At 68.8% G+C, this 26,470-nt stretch carries 23 protein-coding genes; 12 read left to right on the top strand and 11 right to left on the bottom strand.

The annotated features are described in order from the left end of the window. Positions 1 to 99: 99 nt before the first annotated feature. The gene (locus CIK81_RS01935; RefSeq protein ID WP_096164376.1) at positions 100 to 1,971 is read right to left on the bottom strand and encodes a DEAD/DEAH box helicase; all 1,872 of its coding nucleotides are present in this window, start codon (positions 1,969 to 1,971) and stop codon (positions 100 to 102) included. A 318-nt stretch (positions 1,972 to 2,289) separates the two neighbouring features. Here CIK81_RS01935 and aspS point away from each other — a divergent pair, with 318 nt between their 5' ends. Continuing rightward, on the top strand, positions 2,290 to 4,146 hold the full coding sequence (gene aspS / locus CIK81_RS01930) for an aspartate--tRNA ligase (protein ID WP_096164377.1): 1,857 nt from the start codon (positions 2,290 to 2,292) through the stop codon (positions 4,144 to 4,146). A 125-nt stretch (positions 4,147 to 4,271) separates the two neighbouring features. Here the strand turns inward: aspS and CIK81_RS01925 are convergent, their stop codons facing one another. Next, the gene (locus CIK81_RS01925; RefSeq protein WP_096164378.1) at positions 4,272 to 4,862 is read right to left on the bottom strand and encodes a DUF3043 domain-containing protein; all 591 of its coding nucleotides are present in this window, start codon (positions 4,860 to 4,862) and stop codon (positions 4,272 to 4,274) included. Positions 4,863 to 4,963: 101 nt separating this feature from the next. On the opposite strand from CIK81_RS01925, the gene CIK81_RS01920 reads away from it, so the two are divergent. From CIK81_RS01920 to CIK81_RS01890, 7 genes are all read left to right on the top strand, one after another. After that, positions 4,964 to 6,379 (top strand): dipeptidase, encoded by a 1,416-nt coding sequence (locus CIK81_RS01920; RefSeq protein ID WP_096196816.1) that lies wholly within the window; start codon positions 4,964 to 4,966, stop codon positions 6,377 to 6,379. Continuing rightward, complete coding sequence (locus CIK81_RS01915; RefSeq protein ID WP_096164380.1) at positions 6,376 to 6,663, top strand: hypothetical protein; 288 nt, start codon at positions 6,376 to 6,378, stop codon at positions 6,661 to 6,663. The genes CIK81_RS01920 and CIK81_RS01915 overlap by 4 nt, the downstream gene beginning before the upstream one ends. Before the next feature lie 110 nt (positions 6,664 to 6,773). Then, entirely contained in the window at positions 6,774 to 7,133 is a 360-nt protein-coding gene (locus CIK81_RS01910; protein ID WP_096164381.1) for an iron-sulfur cluster assembly accessory protein, read from the top strand. A gap of 350 nt (positions 7,134 to 7,483) precedes the next feature. Continuing rightward, the gene (gene coxB, locus CIK81_RS01905; RefSeq protein WP_096164382.1) at positions 7,484 to 8,407 is read left to right on the top strand and encodes a cytochrome c oxidase subunit II; all 924 of its coding nucleotides are present in this window, start codon (positions 7,484 to 7,486) and stop codon (positions 8,405 to 8,407) included. Next, the gene (gene ctaD, locus CIK81_RS01900; protein WP_096164383.1) at positions 8,404 to 10,116 is read left to right on the top strand and encodes a cytochrome c oxidase subunit I; all 1,713 of its coding nucleotides are present in this window, start codon (positions 8,404 to 8,406) and stop codon (positions 10,114 to 10,116) included. Before coxB ends, ctaD begins: the two co-directional genes overlap by 4 nt. A gap of 1 nt (position 10,117) precedes the next feature. After that, positions 10,118 to 10,534 (top strand): cytochrome c oxidase subunit 4, encoded by a 417-nt coding sequence (locus CIK81_RS01895; RefSeq protein WP_096164384.1) that lies wholly within the window; start codon positions 10,118 to 10,120, stop codon positions 10,532 to 10,534. Between the two features lie 839 nt (positions 10,535 to 11,373). Then, positions 11,374 to 11,655 carry a hypothetical protein gene (locus tag CIK81_RS01890; protein ID WP_096164385.1) on the top strand — a complete coding sequence of 94 codons (282 nt, stop codon included), beginning with the start codon at positions 11,374 to 11,376 and terminating at the stop codon, positions 11,653 to 11,655. A 227-nt stretch (positions 11,656 to 11,882) separates the two neighbouring features. Here CIK81_RS01890 and CIK81_RS01885 read toward each other — a convergent pair whose 3' ends face one another. The 4 genes from CIK81_RS01885 to CIK81_RS01870 all read right to left on the bottom strand — a co-directional run bounded on the left by CIK81_RS01885 (position 11,883) and on the right by CIK81_RS01870 (position 16,269). Then, positions 11,883 to 13,568: a cytochrome bc complex cytochrome b subunit gene (locus tag CIK81_RS01885; protein WP_114355303.1), complete on the bottom strand. Its 1,686-nt coding sequence runs from the start codon at positions 13,566 to 13,568 to the stop codon at positions 11,883 to 11,885. A 4-nt stretch (positions 13,569 to 13,572) separates the two neighbouring features. Beyond that, complete coding sequence (locus CIK81_RS01880) at positions 13,573 to 14,637, bottom strand: ubiquinol-cytochrome c reductase iron-sulfur subunit (protein ID WP_096164387.1); 1,065 nt, start codon at positions 14,635 to 14,637, stop codon at positions 13,573 to 13,575. A gap of 8 nt (positions 14,638 to 14,645) precedes the next feature. Beyond that, positions 14,646 to 15,446 (bottom strand): c-type cytochrome, encoded by an 801-nt coding sequence (locus CIK81_RS01875; RefSeq protein ID WP_096164388.1) that lies wholly within the window; start codon positions 15,444 to 15,446, stop codon positions 14,646 to 14,648. Between the two features lie 91 nt (positions 15,447 to 15,537). Then, positions 15,538 to 16,269 carry a heme-copper oxidase subunit III gene (locus CIK81_RS01870; protein ID WP_096164389.1) on the bottom strand — a complete coding sequence of 244 codons (732 nt, stop codon included), beginning with the start codon at positions 16,267 to 16,269 and terminating at the stop codon, positions 15,538 to 15,540. A gap of 235 nt (positions 16,270 to 16,504) precedes the next feature. Between CIK81_RS01870 and trpD the strand changes: the two genes are divergently transcribed. Then, positions 16,505 to 17,587, top strand: coding sequence for an anthranilate phosphoribosyltransferase (trpD, locus tag CIK81_RS01865; RefSeq protein WP_114312208.1), 1,083 nt, complete (start codon positions 16,505 to 16,507; stop codon positions 17,585 to 17,587). 45 nt (positions 17,588 to 17,632) lie between these two features. Here the strand turns inward: trpD and CIK81_RS01860 are convergent, their stop codons facing one another. The 3 genes from CIK81_RS01860 to CIK81_RS01850 form a co-directional block, all read right to left on the bottom strand. Beyond that, the gene (locus tag CIK81_RS01860; RefSeq protein ID WP_114312210.1) at positions 17,633 to 17,914 is read right to left on the bottom strand and encodes an Lrp/AsnC family transcriptional regulator; all 282 of its coding nucleotides are present in this window, start codon (positions 17,912 to 17,914) and stop codon (positions 17,633 to 17,635) included. Positions 17,915 to 17,966: 52 nt separating this feature from the next. After that, on the bottom strand, positions 17,967 to 19,628 hold the full coding sequence (locus CIK81_RS01855) for a DEDD exonuclease domain-containing protein (RefSeq protein ID WP_114312212.1): 1,662 nt from the start codon (positions 19,626 to 19,628) through the stop codon (positions 17,967 to 17,969). 92 nt (positions 19,629 to 19,720) lie between these two features. Then, on the bottom strand, positions 19,721 to 21,529 hold the full coding sequence (locus tag CIK81_RS01850; RefSeq protein ID WP_114305938.1) for a long-chain fatty acid--CoA ligase: 1,809 nt from the start codon (positions 21,527 to 21,529) through the stop codon (positions 19,721 to 19,723). A 170-nt stretch (positions 21,530 to 21,699) separates the two neighbouring features. Here CIK81_RS01850 and CIK81_RS01845 point away from each other — a divergent pair, with 170 nt between their 5' ends. Then, positions 21,700 to 22,635 carry an ROK family glucokinase gene (locus tag CIK81_RS01845; protein ID WP_096164394.1) on the top strand — a complete coding sequence of 312 codons (936 nt, stop codon included), beginning with the start codon at positions 21,700 to 21,702 and terminating at the stop codon, positions 22,633 to 22,635. 126 nt (positions 22,636 to 22,761) lie between these two features. Here CIK81_RS01845 and CIK81_RS01840 read toward each other — a convergent pair whose 3' ends face one another. Together CIK81_RS01840 and CIK81_RS01835 are read right to left on the bottom strand one after the other, a co-directional pair. Next, on the bottom strand, positions 22,762 to 23,334 hold the full coding sequence (locus CIK81_RS01840; protein ID WP_096164395.1) for a hypothetical protein: 573 nt from the start codon (positions 23,332 to 23,334) through the stop codon (positions 22,762 to 22,764). After that, positions 23,331 to 24,116 (bottom strand): carboxylesterase, encoded by a 786-nt coding sequence (locus tag CIK81_RS01835; RefSeq protein WP_096164396.1) that lies wholly within the window; start codon positions 24,114 to 24,116, stop codon positions 23,331 to 23,333. The genes CIK81_RS01840 and CIK81_RS01835 overlap by 4 nt, the downstream gene beginning before the upstream one ends. 150 nt (positions 24,117 to 24,266) lie before the next feature. Here CIK81_RS01835 and CIK81_RS01830 point away from each other — a divergent pair, with 150 nt between their 5' ends. Together CIK81_RS01830 and CIK81_RS01825 are read left to right on the top strand one after the other, a co-directional pair. Further along, positions 24,267 to 24,977, top strand: coding sequence for a 1-acyl-sn-glycerol-3-phosphate acyltransferase (locus CIK81_RS01830; protein ID WP_096164397.1), 711 nt, complete (start codon positions 24,267 to 24,269; stop codon positions 24,975 to 24,977). Between the two features lie 103 nt (positions 24,978 to 25,080). Beyond that, positions 25,081 to 26,427 (top strand): class II 3-deoxy-7-phosphoheptulonate synthase, encoded by a 1,347-nt coding sequence (locus CIK81_RS01825; protein WP_158541887.1) that lies wholly within the window; start codon positions 25,081 to 25,083, stop codon positions 26,425 to 26,427. Positions 26,428 to 26,470 lie beyond the last annotated feature (43 nt).

Below are 26,470 nucleotides of genomic sequence, written 5' to 3'. Positions count from 1 at the left end.
AGGCTCCCGCTCGCCCCACAGACGACGAGGCCCCTCCTCCGAGTGATCGGAGGAGGGGCCTTCTCCATGCCCGGGAGAGGTCGCTCCCGGGCCGAGGGATCAGCTGGCCGAGGACCGACGGAAGGGCTTGCGCTTGCCGTCGAAGTGTCCGCCGTCGGGACGAGCGCCCCGACTGCCGCCGCGCGGGCCGTGGTCCGGGCCGATGCGGAGCGGACGGCCGCCGACGCGGGCCTTGCCGATGCGCGCCATCTGCTCCTCGTCGAGGGAGCCGCGGATCTGCACCAGGGCGAAGGTGGGGAAGATCTGGATCTTGCCCACGTCCTTGCCGTTCAGACCGCCCTCGCCGGTGATCGCTCCGACGATGGCCGGCGGGCGTGCCCCATGGGTGTTGCCCACGCCGATCTTGTAGGAGGTGTAGCCCTTCTCGGTCTGCGAGCCCTCGTGCCGAGGCCCGCGGTCGCCGCGACGGTCGTCGCTGCCGCTGTGCTTCGAGGGAGTGTACTCCTCCTCCTCGGTGGCGGTGCCCGGGCCGTCATCGCCGACGCTCATGGCGCCGAGGGCTGCGGCGAGCTCGAGGGGATCGATCTCGTTCTCGGTGACGAACTCGCTGACGAGCTCGCGGTACAGCTCCAGACGTCCGCGCTGGATGCGATCGGGAACCTTGGTGAGCAGCGCGGCCAGGCGGTGCTTGGACACATCGCGGGGCGAGGGGATGACGGCCTCTTCGAGGGTCTGCTTGGTGGCGCGCTCGATGTTCTTCAGCGTGCGCCGCTCGTGCGGGCCGATGAAGGTCAGCGCCTCACCGGTGCGGCCGGCGCGGCCGGTGCGACCGATGCGGTGCACGTAGGCCTCGGGCTCGCGCGGCACGTCGAAGTTCACGACCAGGCCGATGCGCTCCACGTCCAGGCCGCGGGCCGCGACGTCGGTCGCGACGAGAACCTGGAGGGAGCCATCGCGCAGACGCTCGACGATCTTCTCGCGCTCCTTCTGGGGCACGTCACCGCTGATGGAGGAGGCGATCAGGCCGCGCGCCACCAGCGCGGAGCCGACCTCCTCAGCAGCGGCGCGGGTGCGCACGAACACGATCGCGGCCTCGGCCGGAGAGGTGGCGAGCACGCGGGCGAGCGCACCGGTGCGGTGCTTGAAGGGCACCACGGCATAGGACTGGCGCACGCTCTTGACGGTCGAGGACTGCGGCGAGACGCTCACGCGCACCGGGTCCTTCATGTGGGTCTGCGCGACGCGCTGGATCGCCGAGGGCATGGTCGCCGAGAACAGGGCGAGCTGACGGCTCTCGGGGGAGTGGGAGAGGATCTCCTCGACGTCCTCCGCGAAGCCCATGCGGAGCATCTCGTCGGCCTCGTCCAGCACGGCGAAGCGGATGGTGTCCAGGCGCAGGTTGGTGCGACGCATGTGGTCCATCACGCGGCCGGGCGTGCCGACGACGACCTGGGCGCCGCGAGCGAGCGCACGTTCCTGGGGGCCGTAGGGCGAGCCGCCGTACAGAGCGATGACGTCCAGGCCGCCGATGGCGGTCGCGAAGGACGAGATGGCGTCGGCGACCTGCATGGCGAGCTCACGGGTCGGGGCGAGCACCAGGGCCTGCACCTCGCGCAGCGAGGGATCGATCGCCGCGAGCAGGGGGAGGCCGAAGGCGGCCGTCTTGCCGGTGCCGGTCTGGGCGACGCCGATGACGTCGCGGCCCTCGAGCAGCGGCGGGATGGCCTGCGTCTGGATGGCCGAGGGAGTCGTGAAGCCGAGCTCGTCGACCGCGCGGCGCAGAGGCGCCGGAAGGGCGATGTCGTCGAAGCTGGGACCGGCAGGGGCGTCGGGGGCGGTCTCGGCGGCGGCGTCGGCAGTGGTGCTGGTCTCAGCGGCCGCGGCCGTCGAGGGGGTGCCCTGATCCGTGGGGGCCGCGTCGGAGGTATCCGCAGCGGGTGAGGGATCGAGGGCAGGGGAGGCGTCAGTCATGGCGTCCTTTGAGGGGTGGAGTGAAATCTGAAGGCCCTCGCAGGTGGCAGGGCTGATGCCCTGACAGGTCGCGATGTGAGACGCGCACGATGAGAACAGCGCAGCACGAGCGACAACGGGCTCGAAGGACCTGCAATTCCGCAGGTCGGACAAGGTGCAAGTCTACGGCCGGGAGGGTTGTCGCAACAGAGCGCGGTGGGCGAGATCGCTCACCCTGCGCGGTACGCTGAGGGTTCTATACCCTCGGGTGCCAAGGTCGCAGGCACGTTACGGCGCGTCGTCGGCCCCACCCCATCGCCCCACTGTGAAGGACACCTCGTGCTGCGCACCCATTCCGCCGGCGCGCTCCGCTCGGAGCACATCGGACAGACCGTCACCCTCACCGGCTGGATCGGCCGTCGCCGTGACCACGGCGGCGTGACGTTCCTCGATCTGCGCGACGCGAGCGGCGTCGCCCAGGTGGTGGTCCGGGAGGACGAAGCCCTCCACCTCCGCAACGAGTACGTGCTGAAGATCGTCGGCACGGTCGGCAAGCGCCCGGAGGGCAACGAGAACCCTCAGCTGCCCTCCGGCGACGTCGAGGTCACGGCCGACAGCGTCGAGGTCCTCAGCGCCTCCGCGCCGCTGCCCTTCCAGCTCGACGAGCACTCCGAGGTCGGCGAGGAGGCGCGTCTGCGCTACCGCTACCTCGACCTGCGGCGTCAGGGCCCGGCCGCCGCGCTGCGTCTGCGCTCGGAGGTCAACCGCGCTGCGCGCGACACCCTCCTGGACCAGGACTTCCTCGAGGTCGAGACCCCGACCCTGACCCGTTCCACCCCTGAGGGTGCCCGGGACTTCCTGGTGCCCGCGCGCCTGGCGCCCGGCTCCTGGTATGCGCTGCCGCAGTCCCCGCAGCTGTTCAAGCAGCTCCTCATGGTCGGCGGCGTGGAGAAGTACTTCCAGCTCGCGCGCTGCTACCGCGACGAAGACTTCCGTGCGGATCGTCAGCCGGAGTTCACCCAGCTCGACGTGGAGATGAGCTTCGTGGACCAGGAGGACGTCATCGCCCTGGCCGAGGAGATCCTCACCGCCGTGTGGGCCAAGGGCGGCCACGAGATCACCACGCCGTTCCCGCGCATCACCTACGCCGAGTCGATGCGCCGTTACGGCTCCGACAAGCCCGATCTGCGGTTCGAGCTCGAGCTCGTGGAGATGACGGAGTACTTCCAGGACACGCCGTTCCGGGTGTTCCAGTCCCCGTACGTCGGCGCGATCGTCATGGCAGGGGGCGCCTCGCAGCCCCGCCGTCAGCTCGACGCCTGGCAGGAGTGGGCCAAGCAGCGCGGCGCCAAGGGGCTCGCGTACGTCCTGGTCCAGGAGGACGGCACCCTCACGGGACCGGTCTCCAAGAACATCTCCGAGGCCGAGAAGGCCGGCCTCCTCGAGGCGACCGGCGCCAGCACCGGCGACTGCATCTTCTTCGCCGCCGGCGAGGCCAAGTCCTCGCGCGCCCTGCTCGGAGCGGCCCGCAACGAGATCGCCGAGCGCCTGGGTCTGATCGACCATGACGCCTTCGCGTTCGCCTGGGTCGTCGACGCCCCGATGTTCGAGCCGGCCGCCGACGCTCGCGCAGCAGGCGACGTCGCCGTGGGCGAGGGGTCCTGGACGGCGGTGCACCACGCGTTCACCTCGCCGAAGCCCGAATTCATGGACACCTTCGACACCGATCCCGGCAGTGCTCTGGCCTACGCCTACGACATCGTGTGCAACGGCAACGAGATCGGCGGCGGATCGATCCGAATCCACGACCAGTCCGTGCAGCAGCGGGTGTTCAAGGTCATGGGCATCTCCGAGGAGGACGCGCAGGAGAAGTTCGGCTTCCTGCTCGACGCCTTCCAGTTCGGCGCCCCGCCCCACGGGGGCATCGCCTTCGGCTGGGACCGCATCGTGGCGCTGCTGGCCGGGGAGGACTCGATCCGTGAGGTCATCGCCTTCCCCAAGACCGGCAACGGGTTCGACCCGCTGACAGCTGCCCCCGCGCCCATCACCCCGCAGCAGCGCAAGGAGGCGGGCGTCGACACGAAGCCCGTTGCGCGGGACGAGAAGTCCGCGGGCGCGATGGAGAAGTCCGCGGACGGGGCACAGGACGCCACGAACGGCTCGACGACGTCGGCAGGCGCCGCACCGACCGCCTGACCGCCTGACCGCCCGGCGTCGCCGTGAAGCCCCCGGTACGTCCATGAAGAACGGCCCCCGCGAGAAATCGCGGGGGCCGTTCTTCTGCTCGTCTGCCCGGGGTCAGCCAGGTGCTCGGTGCAGCCTCAGCGAGGCTGCTCTCCGTGCTTGATCTGAGCGCGGGGGAGTCGGAAGCGACGGATCTGGATGGCGCGCATGATCCCGTAGCCGACCAGGCCGCGCTCCACGGAGCCGAACTGCTCGGTGAGGCGCTTGCGCAGATGGCGGCGCAATACGAGCGAGTCGATCACGCACAGCAGGATCCCGCCCCACAGCACCACGATCATGCCGGTGCTCATCGTCACGTAGAGGTCCGGCTTGATCAGCGGCATGACCAGCGCGACGAGCATGAAGATCAGGGCGATCGGGAAGAAGTACTCGGCGACGTTGCGCCGGGAGTCGACCAGGTCCCGCACCATGCGGCGCTCGGGGCCGCGATGCTGCAGAGGCATCTTCTTCTCGTCCCCGGTCATGAGCGCCTGCTGCGCCTCGGCCCGCTCCTTCGAGGCGCGCGCACGATCGCGCTTGCGCGCCTCCTTCCGATCGTCGACCACGAGGGGCCGACGACGGGCCGCCTCGGCCTCCTTGCGGGTACGGGTGGGCCGACCCTTGGAGCCGGGGCGCACTGGCTGCGTCGGCTCGGGGGTCTCAGGGGTATCACGCTTGCGGAAGATCACCGGGGCATCCTAGTCAAGTTCTCCTGGGATTCCCCGGTGCACGCGCCGGGCCATGGCCTCAGGCCCCGGACGGGGCGCGTGTCGGCGGTACGGTACGTGCTATGACCACGTCGAACGGACCGATGACACCTCCCCCCGCCAGCAGCGATCCGACGGAGATCGACGCCTTGCGCGCACGTCTGGAGCAGCTGCTGCCCGGCGCCGTCGACGATCTGAAGGATCTCGTGCGCATCCCCTCCATCGCGTTCGAGGGCTATGACCGCGAGCCCGTACGACGCAGCGCCCAGGCGGTCGCCGCGCTGCTGCGGGGTGCCGGTATGGCCGAGGTGACCATCGAATCCGTCGCCGACGGCGCCCCGGCGGTGATCGGACGCACGCCCGCCGCCGTTGGACGGCCGACCGTCCTGCTGTACGCCCACCACGACGTCCAGCCCACCGGGGACGAGACGGCCTGGACCAGCGCTCCCTTCGAGCCCGCTCAGCGCGGTCGACGCCTGTACGGACGGGGCGCGGCCGACGACAAGGCGGGCGTGATGGCCCATGTCACGGCGCTGCGCCTGGTCGGTGAGGAGCTGGCCGCGGAGGGACTCGGTGTCACCGTCTTCGTCGAGGGGGAGGAGGAGGCCGGATCGCCGACCTTCCGTCCCTTCATCGAAGCCCATCGCGAAGCGCTCGAAGCGGACCTCATCATCGTCGCCGACTCGGCGAACTGGGCGGTGGGGACTCCCGCGCTCACCACCAGCCTGCGCGGGCTGGTCGACGTCGTCGTCGAGGTGCGAGCCCTGCAGCACGCCGTGCATTCCGGACTGTTCGGCGGCCCGGTGATGGACTCCCTCACCCAGCTGTCCCGTCTCATCGCGACCCTGCACGACGAGAACGGAGAGGTCGCGGTCGAGGGGCTTGCGCGCTCAGCGGATCCCAGCGTCGAGATGGACGAGGCGGACTTCCGTCGCGACGCGGGCGTGCCCGACGGGCTCGAGCTGTCCGGCGGAGGGCCGCTGACGGCGCAGCTGTGGACCCGCCCGGCGCTGTCCGTGATCGGGATCGATGCGCCCGCCGTCCGTGACGCCTCGAACACCTTGGTCCCCGTCAGTCGCGCGAAGCTCTCGCTGCGCATCCCGCCGGGGGAGAGCCCGGACTCGGCGATGGCTGCCCTGGTGACCCATCTGGAGAAGCACGCCCCGGCGACCGCGGAGGTCACTGTGCACGAGGGGGAGAAGGGCAAGCCCTACAGCGCCCGCCAGCACTCGCCCGCCATGGATCTCGCCCGCAGCGCGCTCGGCGACGCCTGGGGGACCGCCGCCGTGGACACCGGACTCGGCGGATCGATCCCGTTCATCGCCGACCTGCTCGAGGTGTTCCCGGAGGCCGATGTGCTGGTGACCGGTGTCGAGGATCCGGAGTCGCGCGCGCACGGGGTCGATGAGTCGCTGCACCTCGACGAGTTCGCGCGGGTGTGTCTGGCCGAGGCTCTCCTGCTCCGTCGTGCGGGTTCCCTTGCTCAGGACGATTCATGAACGCCCCCGCACCGCGCCGGGACCCGGGGAGCGCGTCCCCGCAGCGGGGCTCCGCCGTCTCCGCAGCCACCATCCCGCTCCTGTTCCTGGGCCTGATGGTCGGCTTCTTCTCCGGTTACTTCCTGCTGTGGTGGGGCCTGGCCGTCGTGGTCGCCGTGTGCGTCCTGGCCTTCACGATGGTGATGTCCGGGAAGAGCAGGGATGCGGCTACCGGAGCGGTGGTCGGAGTGGTCGCCGGCTTCGGGCTGCTGCTCCTGGTCGCGCTGTTCCGCGGCGTCCTGTGATCGCCCTGTGAGCGTGGCGTCCGCTGCTGAGCACATCGCCCTGCGGGGGATCCCCGTTTCCCAGCCCGGAGGCGTATCCTGGATCGCACACGAGCTTCGAGGAGGATCGCATGACCACGCCCACCACTGAGCGCCCCGCCAAGGCGCATGGCGTCACCCTCACGTCCGGCGCGGCCGCGAAGGTCACCACGCTGCTGGAGCAGGAGGGTCGCGACGACCTGCGCCTGCGGATCGCCGTGCAGCCCGGCGGCTGCTCGGGCCTGATCTATCAGCTCTACTTCGACGAGCGACAGATGGAGGACGATCTGGTCGCGGACTTCGACGGCGTCGAGGTCGTCGTCGACAAGATGAGCAGCCCCTATCTCCTGGGTGCGGTGATCGACTTCGCCGACACGATCGAGAAGCAGGGCTTCACGATCGACAACCCCAACGCCGGGAGCTCCTGCGCGTGCGGGGACTCCTTCGGCTGAGCCGCTTGTGCGGTGATCCGTTCGAGGATTCGGGCTCGACCCGGTGACGATCTCGTCACCTGGTCGGGCCCGTTTTCCGTGGTGCAGTGGCTGAGAACGGATCACGGACCGGCAACGGCGCGAGCCGGGCGCGTGCCGATGCAGTACGCGCTCCGCGGAACACGTATGATGACAGTGTGCCGTCAACGGGCGGGCTCTCCGCCTGCCCGGGCCCGTTCCTCCGAACGGGCGCGGCACCCTGGGCATGTCAGCGCCCAGGTAAGTACCAACTCCGCAGTCCGGAGCCGCTCGCGACGCACAGCGCGAACGGAGCCCGGGAGCCGGAGACGACGAGCGGAAGGTCATCCCCTGTGATCCCCCAGGTCCCCCAGCGCGCGCGGCGAGGCCGCCGCGTGGCGACAGCAGGCCTAGCCCTGGCCACCCTGTTCCTGTCGGGCTGTACCGACGAGCAGCTGCGCGGCTTCATGCCCGGCTACTCCGACGGTCAGGTCACGGATCAGACGGGCCGGATCACCGACCTGTGGGTCGGGGCCTGGTCCGTGCTGGTCATCGTCGGCCTCCTCGTGTGGGGCCTCACCATCTGGTGCGCGGTCGCCTACCGCCGTCGCAAGAACGACACCGGCTTCCCGGTCCAGCTGCGCTACCACGTGCCGCTCGAGCTGATGTTCACGCTCGTGCCCGTGGTCATGGTCCTCACCTTCTTCTACTTCACGCAGCGCGACGCCCGCGAGGTCGAGATGCACGTGGCCGAGCCCGATGTCACCGTGAACATCGTGGCCAAGCAGTGGAGCTGGGACTTCAACTACGTCGATGAGAACGTGCACGAGCCCGCCGGCGTGCAGTCCTTCGAGACCGGCCAGGAGGGCGCGGCGGACTCGCTGCCCGTGCTGTACCTCCCGGTCGATCAGAAGGTCGAGTTCCGGCTCGACTCGCGCGACGTCATCCATTCCTTCTGGGTCGTGGACTTCCTCTACAAGAAGGACATGATGCCGGGCCACACCACCAGCTTCCAGGTCACCCCGACCCGTGAAGGCACGTATTCCGGCAAGTGCGCCGAGCTGTGCGGCGAGTACCACTCGGACATGCTCTTCAACCTGAAGGTCGTCTCCCAGGAGGAGTACGACGCGCACATGCAGGACCTGAAGGACCAGGGCCTCGAGGGTCAGCTGGGGGTTGACCTCAACCGCAACCAGGAGGAGTGGAGCATGCGCGAGAAGCATGACGACGCTGGTCCTCGCTACACCACTCCGGCGACAGAGGGAGAGAACGAGTGAGCGCCGAGACGACCTCCGCGCCGGTGACACCGGCGCCGGAGAGGTACCAGAAGACCGAGAGCACCAGCCTCGGCAAGCAATTCTTCAACCTGCTGACCACGACCGATCACAAGCTGATCGGCATGATGTACATGGGCATGGCCTTCGCGTTCTTCGCGTTCGGTGGACTGCTTGCCCTCGGCATCCGCAGCGAGCTCTGGGAGCCCGGCCTGCAGGTCGTGGCCTCCAAGGACCAGTACAACCAGCTGTTCACCATGCATGGCACGATCATGCTGCTGATGTTCGGCACGCCGCTGTTCAACGGCTTCGCCAACTACCTGGTGCCGCTGCAGATCGGCGCCGTGGACATGGCGTTCCCCCGGCTGAACATGTTCGCGTTCTGGATCACGCTGTTCGGTTCGCTGATCGTCGTGGCCGGCTTCCTCACCCCGCAGGGCGCGGCGTCCTTCGGCTGGTTCGCGTATGCGCCGCTGTCGGACACGACGTTCTCGCCCGGCCTGGGTGGTGATCTGTGGGTCTTCGGCTTGGCCTTGCAGGGCTTCGGCACGATCCTGGGCTCGGTCAACTTCATCACGACGATCCTCTGCATGCGCATGCCGGGCATGACCATGTTCCGCATGCCGATCTTCACCTGGAACGCGCTGATCACTGCCGTTCTGGTGCTGATGGCCTTCCCGCCGCTCGCCTCCGCGCTGCTGGCATTGGGAGCGGATCGACGCTTCGACGCTCAGATCTTCAACCCGGAGAACGGCGGTCCTGTCCTGTGGCAGCACCTGTTCTGGTTCTTCGGCCACCCCGAGGTCTACGTGCTGGCCCTGCCGTTCTTCGGCATCGCGTCGGAGATCATCCCGGTGTTCTCCCGCAAGCCGATCTTCGGATACAAGACCCTGGTGGGTGCGACGATCTCCATCGCCGCCCTCTCGGTGACCGTGTGGGCGCACCACATGTACACCACGGGTGCCGTCATGCTGGACTTCTTCGCCTTCATGACAATGCTGATCGCCGTGCCGACGGGCGTGAAGTTCTTCAACTGGCTGGGCACGATGTGGCGAGGCTCGCTGACCTTCGAGACGCCGATGCTGTTCACGCTCGGCTTCCTGACCACCTTCATCTTCGGCGGTCTGACCGGCGTCATCCTGTCTTCCCCGGTGCTGGACTTCCACATCTCCGACACCTACTTCGTGGTGGCTCACTTCCACTACGTGATGGCCGGAACCGTGGTGTTCGAGATGTTCGCCGGGTTCTACTTCTGGTGGCCGAAGATGTTCGGCTACAAGCTCAGCGAGGGCATGGGCAAGGTGCACTTCTGGCTCCTGACCATCGGCTTCCATATGACGTTCCTGGTGCAGCACTGGCTGGGCGTCATGGGTGCTCCCCGCCGTTACGTCAACTACCTCGCCGAGGACAACTTCGGCTGGCTGAACCAGGTCTCCACGATCGGTGCGGTCATCATGGGTGCGTCGACGCTTCCGTTCCTCCTCAACGTCGTGCTCACGCACGTGAAGGGGAAGAAGGTCGAGGTCGACGATCCGTGGGGCTACGGTGCATCGCTCGAGTGGGCGACTTCCAGCCCGCCCCCGCGCCATAACTTCCATTCCCTGCCTCGCGTCCGGTCCGAGCGCCCCGCCTTCGATCTCCATTACCCGGAGGTGGCTCTTCAGGACCATATGCTCGAGCAGGAGCCCGCTGTGAACCCGAGGACGAACTGACATGAGAGCATCTGCAAAGATCTTCTGGATCCTGGGAGTCTTCTTCCTGATCGTCGCCGTGGCGTACGGCTTCGTGACGGGGAGGTACGAGCCCATGGGCATCGAGCCCGTCGGTTTCCCGGCCTTGCTGGCCCTGGCAGGCCTGGGGTTCATGATCGCGATGGTCCTCACGCTGACCATCCGTCACAACGAGCTGAACTCCTCCGACGATTCCGACGCGGAGATCGCTCCGAATGCGGGCGTCCAGGGCAGCTTCTCCCCGTACAGCTGGGCCCCGCTGTGGGCTGCGATCGGCGCCGCACTGTGCTTCCTCGGAGTCGCGGCCGGCTGGTGGATCTTCGCCTTCGGCATCATGTTCGCGATCTTCGGCATCCTCAGCTGGGTTCTCGAATTCTCGGTGGGTCAGCACCAGCACTGAGTCCCGCTGATCCCGCTCGGGGATCTGCCGCAGCGGCCCCGCATCGATTCGTCGATGCGGGGCCGCTCGCTTGTGTGCAGAGGCGGGCTCGAGTCCGTCGCATCGGAGGACGGAGTGCGGAGACCGCTCGTCAGTGCCTGAGCTTCCCCGTGTCCGGGACGGCACGCGGGTTCCCGGTCGCACCGCGCGGAGTGCGGAGCGGATGCCCTCGCGCAGCAGGACAGCACGGTGCTCAACATGCTGATGCGCGCATTCAGACATGGGGGTCGCGGACCCTGGGGCAGGACGCTGCAGTCCCAGGAATACGACACGATGGTGTGCCGGCATGGGCATGGGCATGGGCAGGGGCATGGGCATGGGCCTGGGAACGGGACTCGGCATTGGCGCCGGTGCAGACTTTGCGGTGATCGCACTCTCGGTGGATTCCGCGCCGGCTGTGCGCAGGGAGTCCTCTGACCCGCGTCCGAAGCTCTCTTCCTGAGCACAGCACCACGTCGAGCGAGCTGGCCCACGGTCCCCGGTGAGCACGGATCGAGCGCGCCGCCCTGCAGCCCAGCTGCGGTCACCGGCCCGTGGGGCGGGAGATGCTGGAAGGCTCCGCCACGATAGCGACAGCAGGAATAGCACGTCGGCATCGCAACAGCGTAACTAGTCTGTAAACGGTTGTGCCCGTGCGTGTATGCCTCCGCGAGTGCGTACACGTGCGAATGCATAGGGGGCGCAGACGAGACGGGCTGCGCGGAGGGCGGTCAGGTGTCCTGAACCGTGCCGGTGTTAGCGTTGCCGCACGACCACCGCAGGGAACACGACTCCTCGTGATGCGGCGGCAACCGGGAAGGGTGAGCACGATGATCGGTGGCGTCCGCAGGCCGAGCGACCATGCAGTCATCGAGCTCGAAACGCTGTTCGCCGAGAATGGTGGCGTAGGTGGCGGCATCGAGTGGGCGCGCACCACGCTGGCTGCCGAAGGCATGGACGCGAAGCGCGGGCCCTTGCGAGCAGTGCGTCGTCTGCGGCGCACTGAGCGGCGCCTGAGCATCATCGCGGCGCGCTATCTCGTGGATGCCGTCGCCGGGCGGCATCCGGGGGAGCAGGGGCCCCGCAGCCCCGTGCTGCGCTGAGCGAGACGCTCCACGCGGCAGCACGCGGCAGCACGCGGCGGTACGCGGCGGTACGCGTCGGCACGCGACAGTGCACAGCAGCACACCGTGTCACGGGGCGGTCCTGACGGGGCACGGCTGGACGGGCCACACAGGGGCGGGCTGGGCGTTCTCCGGTCCAACGCTGAAGGGCCCTGGGAAAGATCCCAGGGCCCTTCAGCGTTCGTTCCGCGCAGCGGCGGGAGTGGTCAGCCTTCCGGGTGAGCCTTCTCCGCCGGGGTGCGGTAGTCGCCACCAGTGACGGCGTCGATCTTGTGCTTCTCATGACCGGCGTGCTCCAGAGCAGCGCGCAGCTCGGCCGGGGTGACCGGCTCGATCCGATCCTTGAAGAAGAAGCTCGTGGCCTTCGCTCGGAGCGAGGACACGCCCTTGCCTGCGCGGAGCGGGCGGTAGTCGTCGTGCTGCACGAGGACCCAGCGATCGAACTCGTTGAGCGGCTCGTGGATCTCGAGCATCTGCCCGGCATCCGTGCGGACGACACGCGAGGTCTCGGTGCCGTGCAGCGCCTTCTCGCGAGCATGACGCTGGAACGAAAGGCACAGCCGCTTCGTGATGAAGAACAGCAGCACCGGTGCCACGAAGATCCCGATACGGAATGCCCACGTGAGGTCATTGATCGACATGTGCAGGGCGATGGCGATGATGTCGTTCGTCGCAGCGAGGGCCAGGATCAGATAGATGCTGATCCAGGCGATGCCGAGACCCATCCGGACCGGCGCGTTGTACGGCAGGTCGTTGAGGTGGTGCTCACGGTCGTCGCCGGTGACCCAGGCCTCGAGGAACGGGTAGACCGCCATGAAGCCCAGCAGAGCGCCGTAGACGACGAACGGGATCAGCATGTTCAGCGAGACCACGTATCCGAAGATCGTGAACTCCCAGCCGGGCATCAGGCGGAGTCCGCCGTCCGTCCAGAGCATGTACCAGTCCGGCTGGGAGCCGGCAGACACGGGGGAGGGGTCGTACGGACCGTAGACCCAGACGCCGTTGATCGCGGTGGTCGCGGAGATCAGGGTGATGATTCCGAAGACCAGGAAGAAGAATCCTCCGGCCTTGGCAGCGTAGACCGGGAAGACCGGGAAGCCGACGACGTTGCGCTCGGTGCGGCCCGGACCCGGGTACTGCGTGTGCTTGTGCAGGACCAGCAGGACCAGGTGGATCGCGATCAGGCCGAGGATCATGGCCGGCACCAGCAGGATATGGATCGTGAACAGGCGCGGGATGATGTCGGTTCCGGGGAACTCGCCGTTGAACAGCAGCATCGACAGGTAGGTGCCGATGATCGGAATCGCCTTCATCAGGCCGTCGATCACGCGCAGGCCGTTGCCCGAGAGCACGTCGTCCGGGAGGGAGTATCCGGAGAAGCCGGCCACCATGCCCAGGACCATCAGCGTGAAGCCGACGAGCCAGTTGAGCTCACGCGGCTTGCGGAACGCACCGGTGAAGAAGACGCGGAACATGTGCACGAAGATCGCGACCATGAAGACCAGCGCCGACCAATGGTGCATCTGGCGGAACAGCAGACCGCCCTTCGCCTCGAACGAGATGTGCAGGGTCGACTCGAAGGCGCGTGACATCTGCTCGCCCTGGAGCGCCGTGTAGGGGCCGCTGTACACGACCTCCTCCATGGAGGGGTCGAAGAACATCGTGAGGAAGGTTCCCGAGATCAGCAGGATGACGAAGCTGTACAGCGCCACCTCGCCGAACATGAACGACCAGTGATCGGGGAAGATCTTGCGGGCCATGAACTTGACGAAGCCGCCGCCGGAGAGGCGCTGATCGAGCCAGTCGCCGCCCACCGCGCCGAGCTTGTACACGCGAGAGCTGCTCGCGTCGTCGGAAGTCTGCTTCCGGGTATCGGGAGTCGTGGTCGTCACGTGATCACTTGTCCTTGTGGAGGTTCCAGAAGCTGGGACCGATCGGCTCGGGGAAGTCGCCGGAGGCGACGAGATAGCCCTCGTCGTCGACGTCGATCGGGAGCTGGGGGAGGGGACGGTGTGCCGGCCCGAAGATCACCTTCGCGCCATCGGTGACGTCGAAGGTCGACTGGTGGCAGGGGCACAGCATGTGGTGGGTCTGCTGCTCGTAGAGCGCCACCGGGCAGCCGACGTGCGTGCAGATCTTGGAGAAGGCGAGCACGCCCTCGACGCCGTTCGCCAGGCTCTCGTCGTTCTTCGCCAGCTTCGGGTCGATGCGGACGATCACGGTGGCGGCCTTCGCACGCTCCTCCATGAAGTGCGGAGTCTCGTCGGTCAGGCCTTCGGGCATGACGTGGAAGATCGAGTTCATCGCGACGTCGGAGAGCTTGATGGGCGTGCCGTCGTGGTCGCGAGCCAGGCGCTGACCGGGGTTCTGGCCCCAGAACGTGTGGTGCAGCTTGTTGCCCGGCAGGGGGCCGAGCGTCGACAGCGGTGCGAGAACCGCGATCGGCAGCGCTGCGAGCGAGGCGACCATGGCCGTGACGATGAGGGGGCGCCGGGCGATGCCGGACTCCTCGAGGCCGTCGGTGATGATGCCGGCGGCGACCTCGCGCACCTCGTCGGAGCTGCGGATGTCGTGACGCTCTTCGACCATCTCCTCATCGGGCATCAGGGTCTTGGCCCAGTGGACCGCGGCCGCACCGATGAAGAAGACGGCGATCGCGAGACCGAGGCCCGCGACGAGGTTCGACCACCACAGGGCCTTGGGGGAGCCCTCTGCGGCGAAGATGTTCGTGCCCGTCGGGGTGACGAGGAAGTAGGCGGCGATGAAGATCGCGGTGCCCACCACGGAGAGGAGGAACATGCCGGCGACGAGTCGTTCGGCGCGCTTCTCAGCGGACCTCGAGACGTCGGCCTGGCGATGGACGTGCGGGGGGAGCCCCGGGTTCGGGAAGCCGCCACCCTCCTTGGGGGCGACGGCGGTGACCGTGCCCTCGGAGGTGGTGCCGTCGGGATTCGTGTTCATGCTCGCATTCACTTGGCCTTCGCCCCCAGCCACACGGCGCAGCCGAGGAGCAGGGACAGGATGATCGTCCAGGCGTACAGTCCCTCGGTCACGGGGCCGAGGGAGCCCAGGGAGATGCCGCCGGGGGAGCCGTTCTCCTCCAGGGCCTCCAGGTAGGTGATGACATCAAGCTTGTCCTGCGGGGACAGGTTGGTCTCGCTGAAGACAGGCATGTTCTGAGGGCCGGTGTCCATGGCCTCGTAGACGTGCTTGCCCTCGACGCCGGTGACGGCCGGTGCGAACTTGCCGCGCGTCAGGGCGCCGCCCTGACCGGCCGCGTTGTGGCACATGGCGCAGTTGATCCGGAAGATCTCTCCGCCCTTGGTGGCGTCACCCTTCGAAGTGTCGAGGTACTCCTCGTCCGGAACGGCGGGGCCGGATCCGAGGGAGGCGACGTATGCGGCGAGCTGCCGGGTCTGCTCCTCGTTCATCTGCGGGGGCTTGCGCCAGGCCTGAGCGCCCGAGGACTGCATGGGCATGCGGCCGGTGCCGACCTGGAAGTCGACGGCGGCAGCGCCCACACCGATCAGCGAGGGGCCGATCGTCGAGCCGTCTGCGTCGAGCTCGCCCTCGGCATTGCGGCCGTGGCACGTCGCGCAGTTGGCGAGGAAGAGCGCCTCGCCCTCATCGATGTCGTCCTGCGTGTACGCCTCGGCCTGGGCCGTCTGAGGCTGGAACGCGACGTACAGACCGCCGGTCGCCACCAGGGCGAGCAGAAGGATCACGAGTAGCGCCATCGGGTGATGACGACGTGCGGCGAGTGCCTTCACGGTTCGAACCTCGATTCGTGGAGGGGGCGGGCTGGGGAGGGGCGGAGACGTGGGGACGCACCAGGCGGCGGAGCCTGTGCGGGCGCGGGGCTCAGAAGATGCTCCAGTCGAAGTCGACCGGGATGAAGTGGCCGGAGGTGAACAGCGACGACAGCGGATCGAGCATGTACACGATGAAGAACAGGACGATCCAGACGACGTCGACGAAGTGCCAGTAGTACGAGATGCAGATCGCCGAGACCTGCTCGTGCTGGGTGAACTTGTCCGCGACCAGTGCCCGCATGATCACCATGAGGAAGGCGATCAGACCGCCGATCACGTGGATGCCGTGGAAGCCGGTGGCGAGGTAGAAGATCGACCCGAACGGCGTGGACGAGAGCGTGATCCCGTTGTGCACGAGCTCGGTGTACTCGTACGCCTGGCCGGACACGAAGACCGCGCCCATGATGAACGTGAGCGTGTACCACTCGATCATGCCCCAGCCCGCGACGTTGAAGATCGAGCCCTCGCGGCGCTTGCGCGGGGTGAAGGTCTTCCCGTTGGGGAAGCGGCCCTCGGCGAGGTACACGCCGATCTGGCAGGTCACGGAGCTCAGTACGAGGATCGTGGTGTTCACGAGCGCGTATCCGTGGGCGAAGTGACCTTGTCCGGTCACGAAGGTATCCGGCGCCATGGATCGCAACGTGAAGTACATCGCGAACAGACCGCCGAAGAACATCAGCTCACTGGAGAGCCAGACGATCGTGCCGATCTGCGTCGGGTTGGGGCGGCCGACCGCTGGGGCAGCGGCGGCGGGGCGCTCAGGCAGGGTCGCAGTAGTCACGTCACCATTATGTCGTGTCGTCAGAATCGGTGCGCCAGTTCACGACGTGCAGGCTCACCGCAGGGCATAGCCCCGGAAGGACGGAGCCAGCATATCCCTCCTGACGCCCTGTCACGAACCAGGACACGCTTCCTCTCTGCGCAGGTGGCCGGTGCCAGGTGAGCGTGTGATGCATCTGTGATCCGCACCGTGACCGGAACGACGTTCCCGCACCGTGAAGTGCGATCATTCAGGCATGAGCGAGAACATCCCGACCTGGTCCACGATCACGTCGCGCCTCGTGCGCGGCGAGGATCTCGACGTCCACGAAGCCTCCTGGGCGATGGACGAGGTCATGCTCGGAAACACCACCGCCGTCCAGCTGGCCGGGTTCCTCGTCGCCCTGCAGGCGAAGGGCGTCAGCAGCGACGAGCTCGCCGCCCTGGCCGATTCGATGGTGGCCCATGCCCGACCGGTGCGCTCTCCGCAGCGCTGCATCGATATCGTCGGCACCGGGGGAGACCTCGCCAGGACGGTGAACATCTCCACGATGGCGTCGATGGTGATCGCCTCGACGGGTCGACCGGTGGTCAAGCACGGCAACCGCGCCTCGTCGTCGAAGTCGGGGTCGGCCGACGTGCTGGAGGAGCTCGGCGTGCGTCTGGACCTTCCGCTCTCCGCCGTCGAGGACCTGGTCGAGGAGATCGGCATGACCTTCCTCTTCGCCCAGGTGTTCCACCCCTCGATGCGGTTCGCCGCGGAGGCCCGCAAGGGGCTGGGCATCCCGACCGTCATGAACATCCTCGGTCCGATCACCAATCCGGCGATGCCTCGGGCGAGCGCCGTCGGGGTCGCGGACGTCACCATCGCCCCGACGGTCGCGGGCGTCTTCGCCGCGCGCGGCACGAGCGCGCTGGTCTTCCGCGGGCTGGACGGGCTGGACGAGCTGACGGTCACCGGCGAGTCCCAGGTCTGGGAGGTCCGGGGCGCAGAGGTGCGAGAGCACCTGTTGGATCCTCACCGGCTGCTCGGCCTGTCGCGTGCCGGCCACGACGCCCTCCGCGGCGGGACGGCGGCCGAGAACGCGCAGGTCGCCCGGGATCTCTTCGACGGGTCCCGCGAAGGACGCATGGAGGCGGTGCGGGATGCGGTGCTCCTGAACGCGGCGTCCGGTGTCCAGGCGTTCGACGGGATCGGGCTCGAGGCGTCCGATGGCTTCGAGGACCGCTTCGTCGCCGCCTACGGGGAGGTCGAGGCCGCGCTGGACTCCGGGCGGCCCAAGGAGCTGCTGGAGAACTGGGCGGCGGCGTCGCAGCGGGTGATGTCCTCACAGGGCTGACCGGCGCAGCGCCCGCAGTGCGGGGCGCGCCCGATCTGCTCTGGTTCAGCCGTCGATGCCCAGATCGAAGGCCGCGTCGAGATCGCTCTTGGAGTAGGTCTTGAAGGCGATGTTCGTCGTGGTGTCCCGCACGCCCTCGACCTTGCCGAGCTGGTCGGCGATGACGCCGGCGAGGTCCTCGTGGGCGCGCACCCGCACGACGGCGATCAGGTCCACGTCACCGGTGACGGAATAGACCTGCTCGATGCCGTCGATGTCGACGATCGCCTCCGCGACCTCGGGGATGCGTGCGGACTCGACGACGATCGAGACGATGGCAGTGATCATGGGAACTCCTAGGAGACGAGGCGCCGAGCGCGCCAGGACGTGTGCTCCGAGCCTATGCCCCGACGCCCGGCTGGGTCCGGGCGAAGCGTTCGGCGAGGTGATCCGCGTCGAAGCGTGCGCGCGCGGGCTGTCGCCATTCGCCCTCGGTGAGGACCGTGCGCACGCCGTCCCCCTCCAGCCAGTTCAGCAGGATCTCCGCCTCCTGGGGATAGCCCTGGCACATCGGTGCGGCGAGCTCCGCCTCACCGGTGCCGGTGAGGGCCAGGGAGCGTGCGACGGCGACGGGATCGGCCTGGGCGGGCACCAGTGCGGTGCCCGAGAAGCGACCGTGGCGCACGGCGAGGATCTCCCATCCGCGACCGCCGATGACGGGTTCTGAGCTCGGCCGTGCGGCGACCAGCAGGGGCACGTCGCCGATCGCGCGCAGTCGTGCCCCACGACGTGCTGCGGTGAGGAAGCTCAGCGCGAGGCGTCGTAGCTTCTCGGCGTCCTCGTAGCGGCCGGCGTCGACGTGACGGCGCATGCGCGAGGCCACGTGGTCGAGGACGTCCCGCGGATCCTCGCGCATGGCCCGCCGCAGCTGATCGTGGTGAGCTGCCCGGGGGAGCGGCTCCCGCCCGCCGGCACTCTCGAAGGATGCCCCGCGGCCCAGCACGGCGTCGGTGAGCAGGCCTCGCAGCGGGTCCACGTCGTGACGCGAGGAGAGAGGGCCGATCTGCACCGAGCCGTCGGCCTCCGTCCGGGCGAGGCGCGCCGCGCGCAGCCCGTCCCCGCCGCTGCCGAGCCGCAGCCAGAGCGCCTTCTCGGGGGTCAGGCCGTGCCGGTTCGACGGGGGCTTCTCGGCGCCGATGATGCGCAGCTCGCGGATCGCGGCCTCGGTGGGAGTGGTGCACTCGATGATCCGGATCGACTCCGCCCGCGGGAGCATGTCCAGGACCTTGCGCCGGGTCTCCGAGGCCGTGAAATAGGTGCGCACCCGCGAACGCAGATTGCGGGAGGTGCCCACGTAGAGCACCGCGTCCTGAGCGTCTCGGAACTGGTAGACCCCGGGGACGGAGGGGATGCTCTCCGCGAGGTGCTTCTTGCGCAGCTGGACAGGCGTGGCCCGTCGATGCGCGGAGGACAGGTCCTCGAGGGTGGACGTGCCGGTGGGGCCCAGACGTTCGATGATCGCGTGGAGCACGTCGACCGTCGCCCGGGCATCGGAGAGAGCGCGGTGGTCCGGGGTGATGCTCGCCCCGACATGGGCGGCGAGGGTCGAGAGCTTGTGGTCGCGCACCTCGTCACGTCGGAACACGGTGCGGGCGAGCGCCAGGGTGTCCAGCACTGCGGGCCTCGGCCAGCCGATCTCGCAGCGGGCGGCCTGTGCCGTGAGGAAGGAGATGTCGAAGCGCGCGTTGTGGGCGACGAGGGCGGCATCGCCGACGAAGTCGAGGAACATCGGCAGCACCGTGGTGATCGGCGGCGCCCCGGCGACCGAGGCGTCCGTGATGCCGGTGAGCGAGGCGATGTAGGCCGGGATCGGTCGTTCAGGATCCACGAACGTGCGGAACTCCCCGAGCACCTCGCCGGCCCGCACCTTGACGGCGCCGATCTCGGTGATCGCGTCGGCCGAGGGATCCGTCCCGGTGGTCTCGAGGTCGACCACGACGAGGGTCGCGTCCATCAAGGGGGTGCCGAGATCATCGAAGCTCAGCTGGCGGCGCGCGGACATGCCCGCAGACTATGACGCGGCCCCGACACCTGAGCTCCTGACGCGTGGTGCGCGTGGTCACCCAGGTGCCGGGGCCGGCACGGCGGAGCGGATCAGCTCGTGGGCTTGGGCCGCGAATAGATCTTCTCGATGACCGGGGCGAGATCCTTGACGACCACGTTGCGCTTGAGCTTCAGCGACGGGGTCAGGTAGCCGTTCTCCTCGGTGAAGTCCGAGTCGATGACCTCGAAGGCGCGGATCGACTCCGCCTTGGAGACGGACCGGTTGGCCTTGTCGACGACGGTCTGCACCTCGGCGAGCACCCGCTCGTCCTGGGCGGCCTCGGAGATGCTCATCTCGGGCAGCGAGTTGTTCTTCAACCAGGTGGGGAGCATCTCGGCATCGAGAGTGAGGATCGCGGCGACGAACGGCTTCTGGTCACCGATGACCACGCACTGGCTGACCAGCGGATGAGATCGCAGCTGGTCCTCGAGCTGCGCCGGGGAGATGTTCTTCCCGCCGGCGGTCACGATGACCTCCTTGGTGCGTCCCGTGATCGTCAGCGCGCCCTGCTCGTCCAGGGACCCGAGGTCGCCGGTGCGGAACCAGCCGTCCTGCAGAGCCTCGGCGGTGGCCTCGGGGTTGTGGTGGTAACCGGCGAAGACCATGACGCCCTTGACGAGGATCTCGCCGTTGTCGTCGATCGCGACGGTGGACCCCGGCAGCGGTGGGCCCACGGTTCCGGGCTCGACCGCCCAGGGCAGGTTCACGCAGACCGGCGCGGTGGTCTCCGTGAGCCCGTACCCCTCGAGCACCGTCACCCCGATACCGCGGAAGAAGTGGGCCAGACGCGCACCCAGCGGTGCGCCGCCGGAGACCGCCCAGCGGACGTCGCCGCCCATGGCCTCTCGCAGCTTCCCGTAGACCAGCTTCTCGAACAGCGCATGCTTCGCCTTCAGGCCGAACGGCACCTTCCCGGCGCTCTGCGCGAGGGAATAGGCGATCGCCGCGTCGGACGCGGCGGTGAAGATCTTGCCGCGGCCCCCGGCGATGGCCTTCGCCTCGGCCCCGTTGTAGACCTTTTCGAACACGCGCGGCACGGCGAGCAGGAAGGTCGGCTTGAATGCGGCCAGATCCGGCAGCAGGTTCTTGGTGTCCGGGGTGAAGGCCGTGGTGACGGGCCACGAGGCGGCCAGCACGGTGATCAGCCGAGCGAAGACGTGCGCGAGGGGCAGGAACATCAGCAGGCGCGATCCCGGGGGCAGCACCTGCTCACCCAGGAGGTTCAGGGCGCTGCGGGAGGTGTCCACGAAGTTCCCGTGGGTCAGCTCGGCGCCCTTGGGGCGTCCGGTCGTGCCGGAGGTGTAGATGATCGTGGCGACGTCGTCGAGGGTGCGCGAGGTGCGGCGCGCTTCGAGGTCGTCGTCGCTGACGTCCGCTCCGCGCGCGGTGAGCTCCTGGATGATGCCGTCGTCGATGACACCGATGTGCTCGAGCGCAGGCAGCTCGCTGCGCACGGACTCCATGTCCTCCCGGTGGCGGGTGGCCTCCACGATCGCGAAGCGCGCGTTGGTGTCCGAGGCGATCCACTGGATCTGGCTGGGAGAGGACGTCTCGTAGATCGGGACGCTGACCCCGCCCGCCCACCAGACGGCCCAGTCGGCCAGCGCCCACTCGTAGCGGGTGCGGGAGAGGATCGCGACGACGTCCCCGGACTCCACGCCGGAGGCGATCAGCCCCTTCGCGACCTGCTTGACCTCGGCGATGAAGTCAGCAGTGGACAGGGGCACGTAGCGGCCGTCGGACTGTGCGAGCTCATAGATCGGGACTGACTTGTCCGCACGCAGACGCCCCAGCAGGAGGTCCGTCGTATTCTCGTCTGCGCGGCTCTCGTGCTGCGGAGCCGTGGTGAACTGCTTCATCGAATCTCCTTCGATCCGGGAAGGGGCGCGATCCCGGAATACCGGAGGCCTGCCCGGAAGCGCTGGTCGGGTGGGGACGATCCTACGCCAGCGCCAATTACGATGGGTACGACGAGCTGGGAACCAGACACTGGAAACGACCTGATCACCTGTGATCGAGAAGGAGCGGCATGCTCTCCATCGGAGTGGACATCGGCGGCACGAAGATCGCAGCGGGAGTGGTCGACGAGGGCGGCGAGATCATCGCTGCGACGACCCGCAGCACGCCGGCGACGGATCCTGAGCTGATCGAGGCGGGAGTCGCCGACGCGGTCGCGGAGCTGCGCGCGCACCACGACGTGGTCGGCATCGGTGTGGGGGCGGCCGGCTTCGTCGGCGCGGACCGGCGCACGGTGAAGTTCGCCGCGAACCTCGCATGGCGTCAGCGGCCGCTGGCCGATCAGCTCGAGCGTCTGGCCGACCTCCCGGTCGTGATCGAGAACGACGCGAATGCCGCCGGCTGGGCCGAGTACCGCTTCGGTGCCGCGACCGAGGCGAAGCACATGCTCATGATGACCGTCGGCACCGGGCTCGGCGGCGCGATCGTCCTGGACGGTCAGCTGATCCGCGGCGGGGACGGCTTCGCCGGCGAGGTCGCCCACATGACGGCGGTCCCGGACGGCCAATGGTGCGGCTGCGGGCGCAAGGGCTGCCTCGAGCAGTACACGTCGGGCACGGCGCTGGTGCGCACCGCCAAGCATCGGGCGAGTGCCGGGGACTCGCTGATGGGGCCGCTGGTGCAGGCCGCCGGTGGAGATCGGGAGGAGATCGACGGCCCCCTCATCACCCGCCTCGCGCAGGAGGGCGATCCCGGCTCCCGCGAGCTGATCGCGGAGCTCGGCTCCTGGCTGGGTCTGGGAGTCTCCTCCATCTCCGCCCTGCTGGATCCCGACATGATCGTCGTCGGCGGAGGCGTCGTCGCCGCCGGGGACCTGCTGCTGGATCCCGCGCGCAGGTCCTACGGGGCGAACCTCACCGCTCGCGCGCACCGCAGCCTGGCGCCTTTCGTCGCGGCGAGCATGGGCAACCGCGCCGGGATCGTCGGCGCAGCGGATCTCGCACGCTGAGGCGCTCCGCGCCGCACGCCGAGGCAGTCCTGGTCGCCTGGTCCGCCGGCCCGGACCGGTCCTGCGACCCGGACCGGCGTCGCCGGCCAGGGCTCTCGGACCGGCAAGGTCGCTCGGACCGGCCGCTCAGAGCTGCGCGCCGTTGTCGTCCTCATCGCGAGTGCGCGGAGCCTGCAGCAGCAGCGAGATGACGCCGCCGAGAGAGGCGAGGGCGCCCAGCCATCCCAGGACCGACGGCAGCGCGACCGTCACGGACACCGCGATCAGCAGCAGCACCCCACCGATCAGAGCGGTCCAGGACCACAGGGTGCGGGAGGACATCTGCGGGAAGTCCGGGTCGGGCTGCTCGAAGTCGCCGTAGAGCACCTCGTCGTCGTCGAGCTCCCGGGGTCCCGCCGAGCCCCGGATGCCGGCTGTCGGGTCGGACAGTCCAGCAGCCGGATGCGCAGCACGGGAACGGGCCCGGGATTCCTCGCTCGGAGGCTCGGGCGGGGAATCCGCGCTGAACGGCCACTCGTCGTCGTCGGCCGAGGGCGACCCGGGGGAGAGACTCTGTGGGGAGGAGGCCGGTGCCGCCGGTTCACGAGGCGCGTCCCCGGGCCGCAGGACGACGCCCTCGCCTTCGAGCATGCGGGCGAACTCGGCATCGACGTCACGACGTCCGCCGGCATCGCGCGGCTCGTGGGGCTCGGTGTTCATCGCGGGCCTCCTTCGGCTCCCGGGGGAGAGGACATCTGCTGCTCGAGGAACCGGGCGGAGGTGTCGAACAGAAGCTGTGCGTCATGGTCCAGCGTGGCCAGATGATAGCTGCGCGTCAGCGCAAGACGCTCGACGGGACCGGAGACACCGGCCGCGACGATGTCGCTGTCCGTCGGGGGCACCGTGTGGTCCTGGCTCGAGGTGGCCAGCAGGAGCGGTGCGGTGACAGCTCCGAGACCGGCGCGGGTCGTGCGGAAGAGCCGGCGCAGCTGACCGACGGAGCGCAGCGGCATCCGGTCGTAGGCCTCCTCGGAGACTCCCTGCTTCGCGATGTCGGAGCCGATCCCGGGCAGCGTGCGCACGACCGGAGCGATCAGATCGGCGGCGACGGCCAGGGGAGGCAGCGTCATCCCGGGGTTCACCGCGACCAACGCCCCGATACGTCCGTGCAGATCCGGATCCTGGGCGAGGGCCAATGTGAGCGCGCCCCCCATCGAGAGCCCGCCCACCGCGATCCTGCCGTGCTCCTCGGACAGGGCCAGTGCCGCCTCCCGGAGACGGTCGTACCAGTCCTCTCGCCGCGAGGTGCTCATGTGCTGCCAGGTGGAGCCATGGCCGGGCAGCAGGGGCAGATCGACGACCCATCCTCGGTCCGCATGATCCTGCGCCCAGGGACGCATCGACTGCGGCGAGCCGGTGAAGCCATGGCACAGGAGCAGAGCCCCTCGGGGGTTAGAGTGACCCCGCGCGCTCCACGGGCGGGACAGTTCGCTGAACGCCATGGGTACATCGTCGCACCCGCGCGCACATGCTTCGTCCCCGTTCCGGTCCTGTCCGTGTCCCCCTGTCGTCCCCGCTCCGTCCCGCTCCCTTGCTCACCGCCCTGCGACCGCGCCGCTGCCGCGCCGAGCGCACACCCCCAGGAGACCGCCGTGCTGTACGAGATCGCCAAACCTTTCGTGATGGGCGTGGTGAGGGTGGTCTGGGATCCGACCATCGAGGGACGCGAGCACATTCCGGAGACCGGGGCCGTCATCCTCGCCTCCAACCATCATTCCTACGCCGACACGGTCTTCCTTCCCGGACAGGTGCGTCGCACCGTGCACTTCCTGGGGAAGTCCGACATCTTCACCGGCGCCTCCCCGTGGAACCGGGTGGCCGCCTCGATCATGCGCGGGCTGCATGTGATGCCGGTGGATCGCACCGGGGGCAGCGCCGCGAGCTCGGCGATCGCGGGGGCCCTGGCCGTGCTCGAGGCCGGCGAGATCCTCGGCATCTACCCGGAGGGCACCCGCAGTCCGGACGGTCGGCTCTACCGGGGGAAGACCGGCGTCGCCCGGGTCGCGCTCGCCACCGGGGCGCCGATCGTCCCGGTCGCGATGCTCGGTGTCCATGAGGCCCATCAGGGCCGGAAGTACCTGCCACGGCGTCGGCCCCGGATCCGGGTCGTGGTGGGGAAGCAGGTGGACGCCCGGTCGGTGGCGCTGTCCCTCGGCGCGGCCGACGAGGGCACCGTCCTGCGTGCGGTCACGGACCACGTCATGGACCGCATCCAGGAGCTGTCGGGCCAGGAGCGCACCGAGGAGTACGCGGCGGACGTCAAGCGCCGGCTGCGCGAGGCATCGGCACGGCGCGAGGTGTGATCCCGTCCACTGGATCCTGTCCTCCCCATCGCGAACCACTGCGTACCCTGTGGGGGTGACCCAGTACAGCCCCGATGCCCCCGCCCGCGCTCACGATTTCTCCCTGTCCTCGGCCGACGACGGCCTGGCAGCACTCGGCGCATGGCGCGAGTATCCGAGGGTGCAGCAGCCGGTATGGCCCGATGAGACCGTGCGCTCGGAGGTCTTCGATGATCTGCGGGCGGCTCCGCCGCTGGTGTTCGCCGGCGAGGTCGACGTGCTCCGCGAGCGTGTTGCCTCGGCGGCGCGGGGCGAGGCCTTCCTGCTCGCCGGCGGCGACTGCGCCGAGACCTTCGCCGACTCCACGGCCGATCGCATCCGCAACAAGATCCGCACGATCCTGCAGATGTCGGCCGTGCTCACCTACGGTGCCTCCGTCCCGGTGGTGAAGATGGGACGGATGGCCGGCCAGTTCGCCAAGCCCCGCTCCGGCGACGAGGAGACCCGTGACGGCATCACCCTGCCGACCTACCGCGGCGATGCCGTCAACGCCCATGCCTTCACGCCCGAGGCCCGCAATCCCGACCCGCATCGCCTGTGGAAGACCTACACCACCAGCGCGAGCACCCTGAACCTGCTGCGCGCCTTCACCGGCGGCGGTTTCGCCGATCTGCGCCAGGTCCACTCCTGGAACCGCGGCTTCACCTCGGGCGCGGGCTACGACCGCTATGAGGAGCTCGCCGGTCAGATCGACAAGGCGATCCGCTTCATGGAGGCGATCGGTGCGGACTTCGACGCCCTCAAGGTGGTCGAGTTCTACGCCTCCCACGAGGCTCTGCTGCTGGACTACGAAGAAGCGCTGTCACGGATCGACTCCCGCACCGGAGAGATCTACGGCTGCTCCGGGCACTTCCTGTGGGTCGGCGAGCGCACCCGCCAGCTCGACGGCGCGCACGTGGACTTCATGGCCCGCCTGCGCAACCCGATCGGGGTCAAGCTCGGCCCGACCGCCACGGTCGACGACGCGCTGAGGCTCGTCGACAAGCTCGATCCCGAGCGCGAGCCAGGTCGCCTGACCTTCATCACGCGTATGGGCGCCGGCAAGATCCGCGACCGCCTGCCTGCCCTGGTGGAGGGAGTGCGCGACTCCGGCGCCCAGGTCGCCTGGGTCACCGACCCGATGCACGGCAACACGATCACCTCGTCCAACGGGTACAAGACCCGGCGCTTCGAGGACATCCTCGACGAGGTCGTCGGATTCTTCGAGGTCCATCAGGCACTGGGCACGATCCCGGCCGGCCTGCACATGGAGCTCACCGGCGACGACGTCACCGAGGTGCTCGGCGGTGCCGGGGAGATCGACGAGGAGGGTCTGACGCGTCGCTACGAGACGCTCGTGGATCCCCGGCTCAACCATCAGCAGTCGCTCGAACTCGCCTTCCTGGTCGCGGAGATGCTCTCCCGCCGCTGAGCAGCTCGCTCACGAGATCACCCCGGCACCGCACGCAGTGCCG

The sequence above is a fragment of the Brachybacterium sp. JB7 genome (assembly GCF_003335205.1).
GTDB lineage: Bacteria > Actinomycetota > Actinomycetes > Actinomycetales > Dermabacteraceae > Brachybacterium > Brachybacterium alimentarium.
The sequence above is the reverse complement of the archived record's forward strand: the minus strand, read 5'-3'. Positions and strand labels throughout refer to the sequence as shown.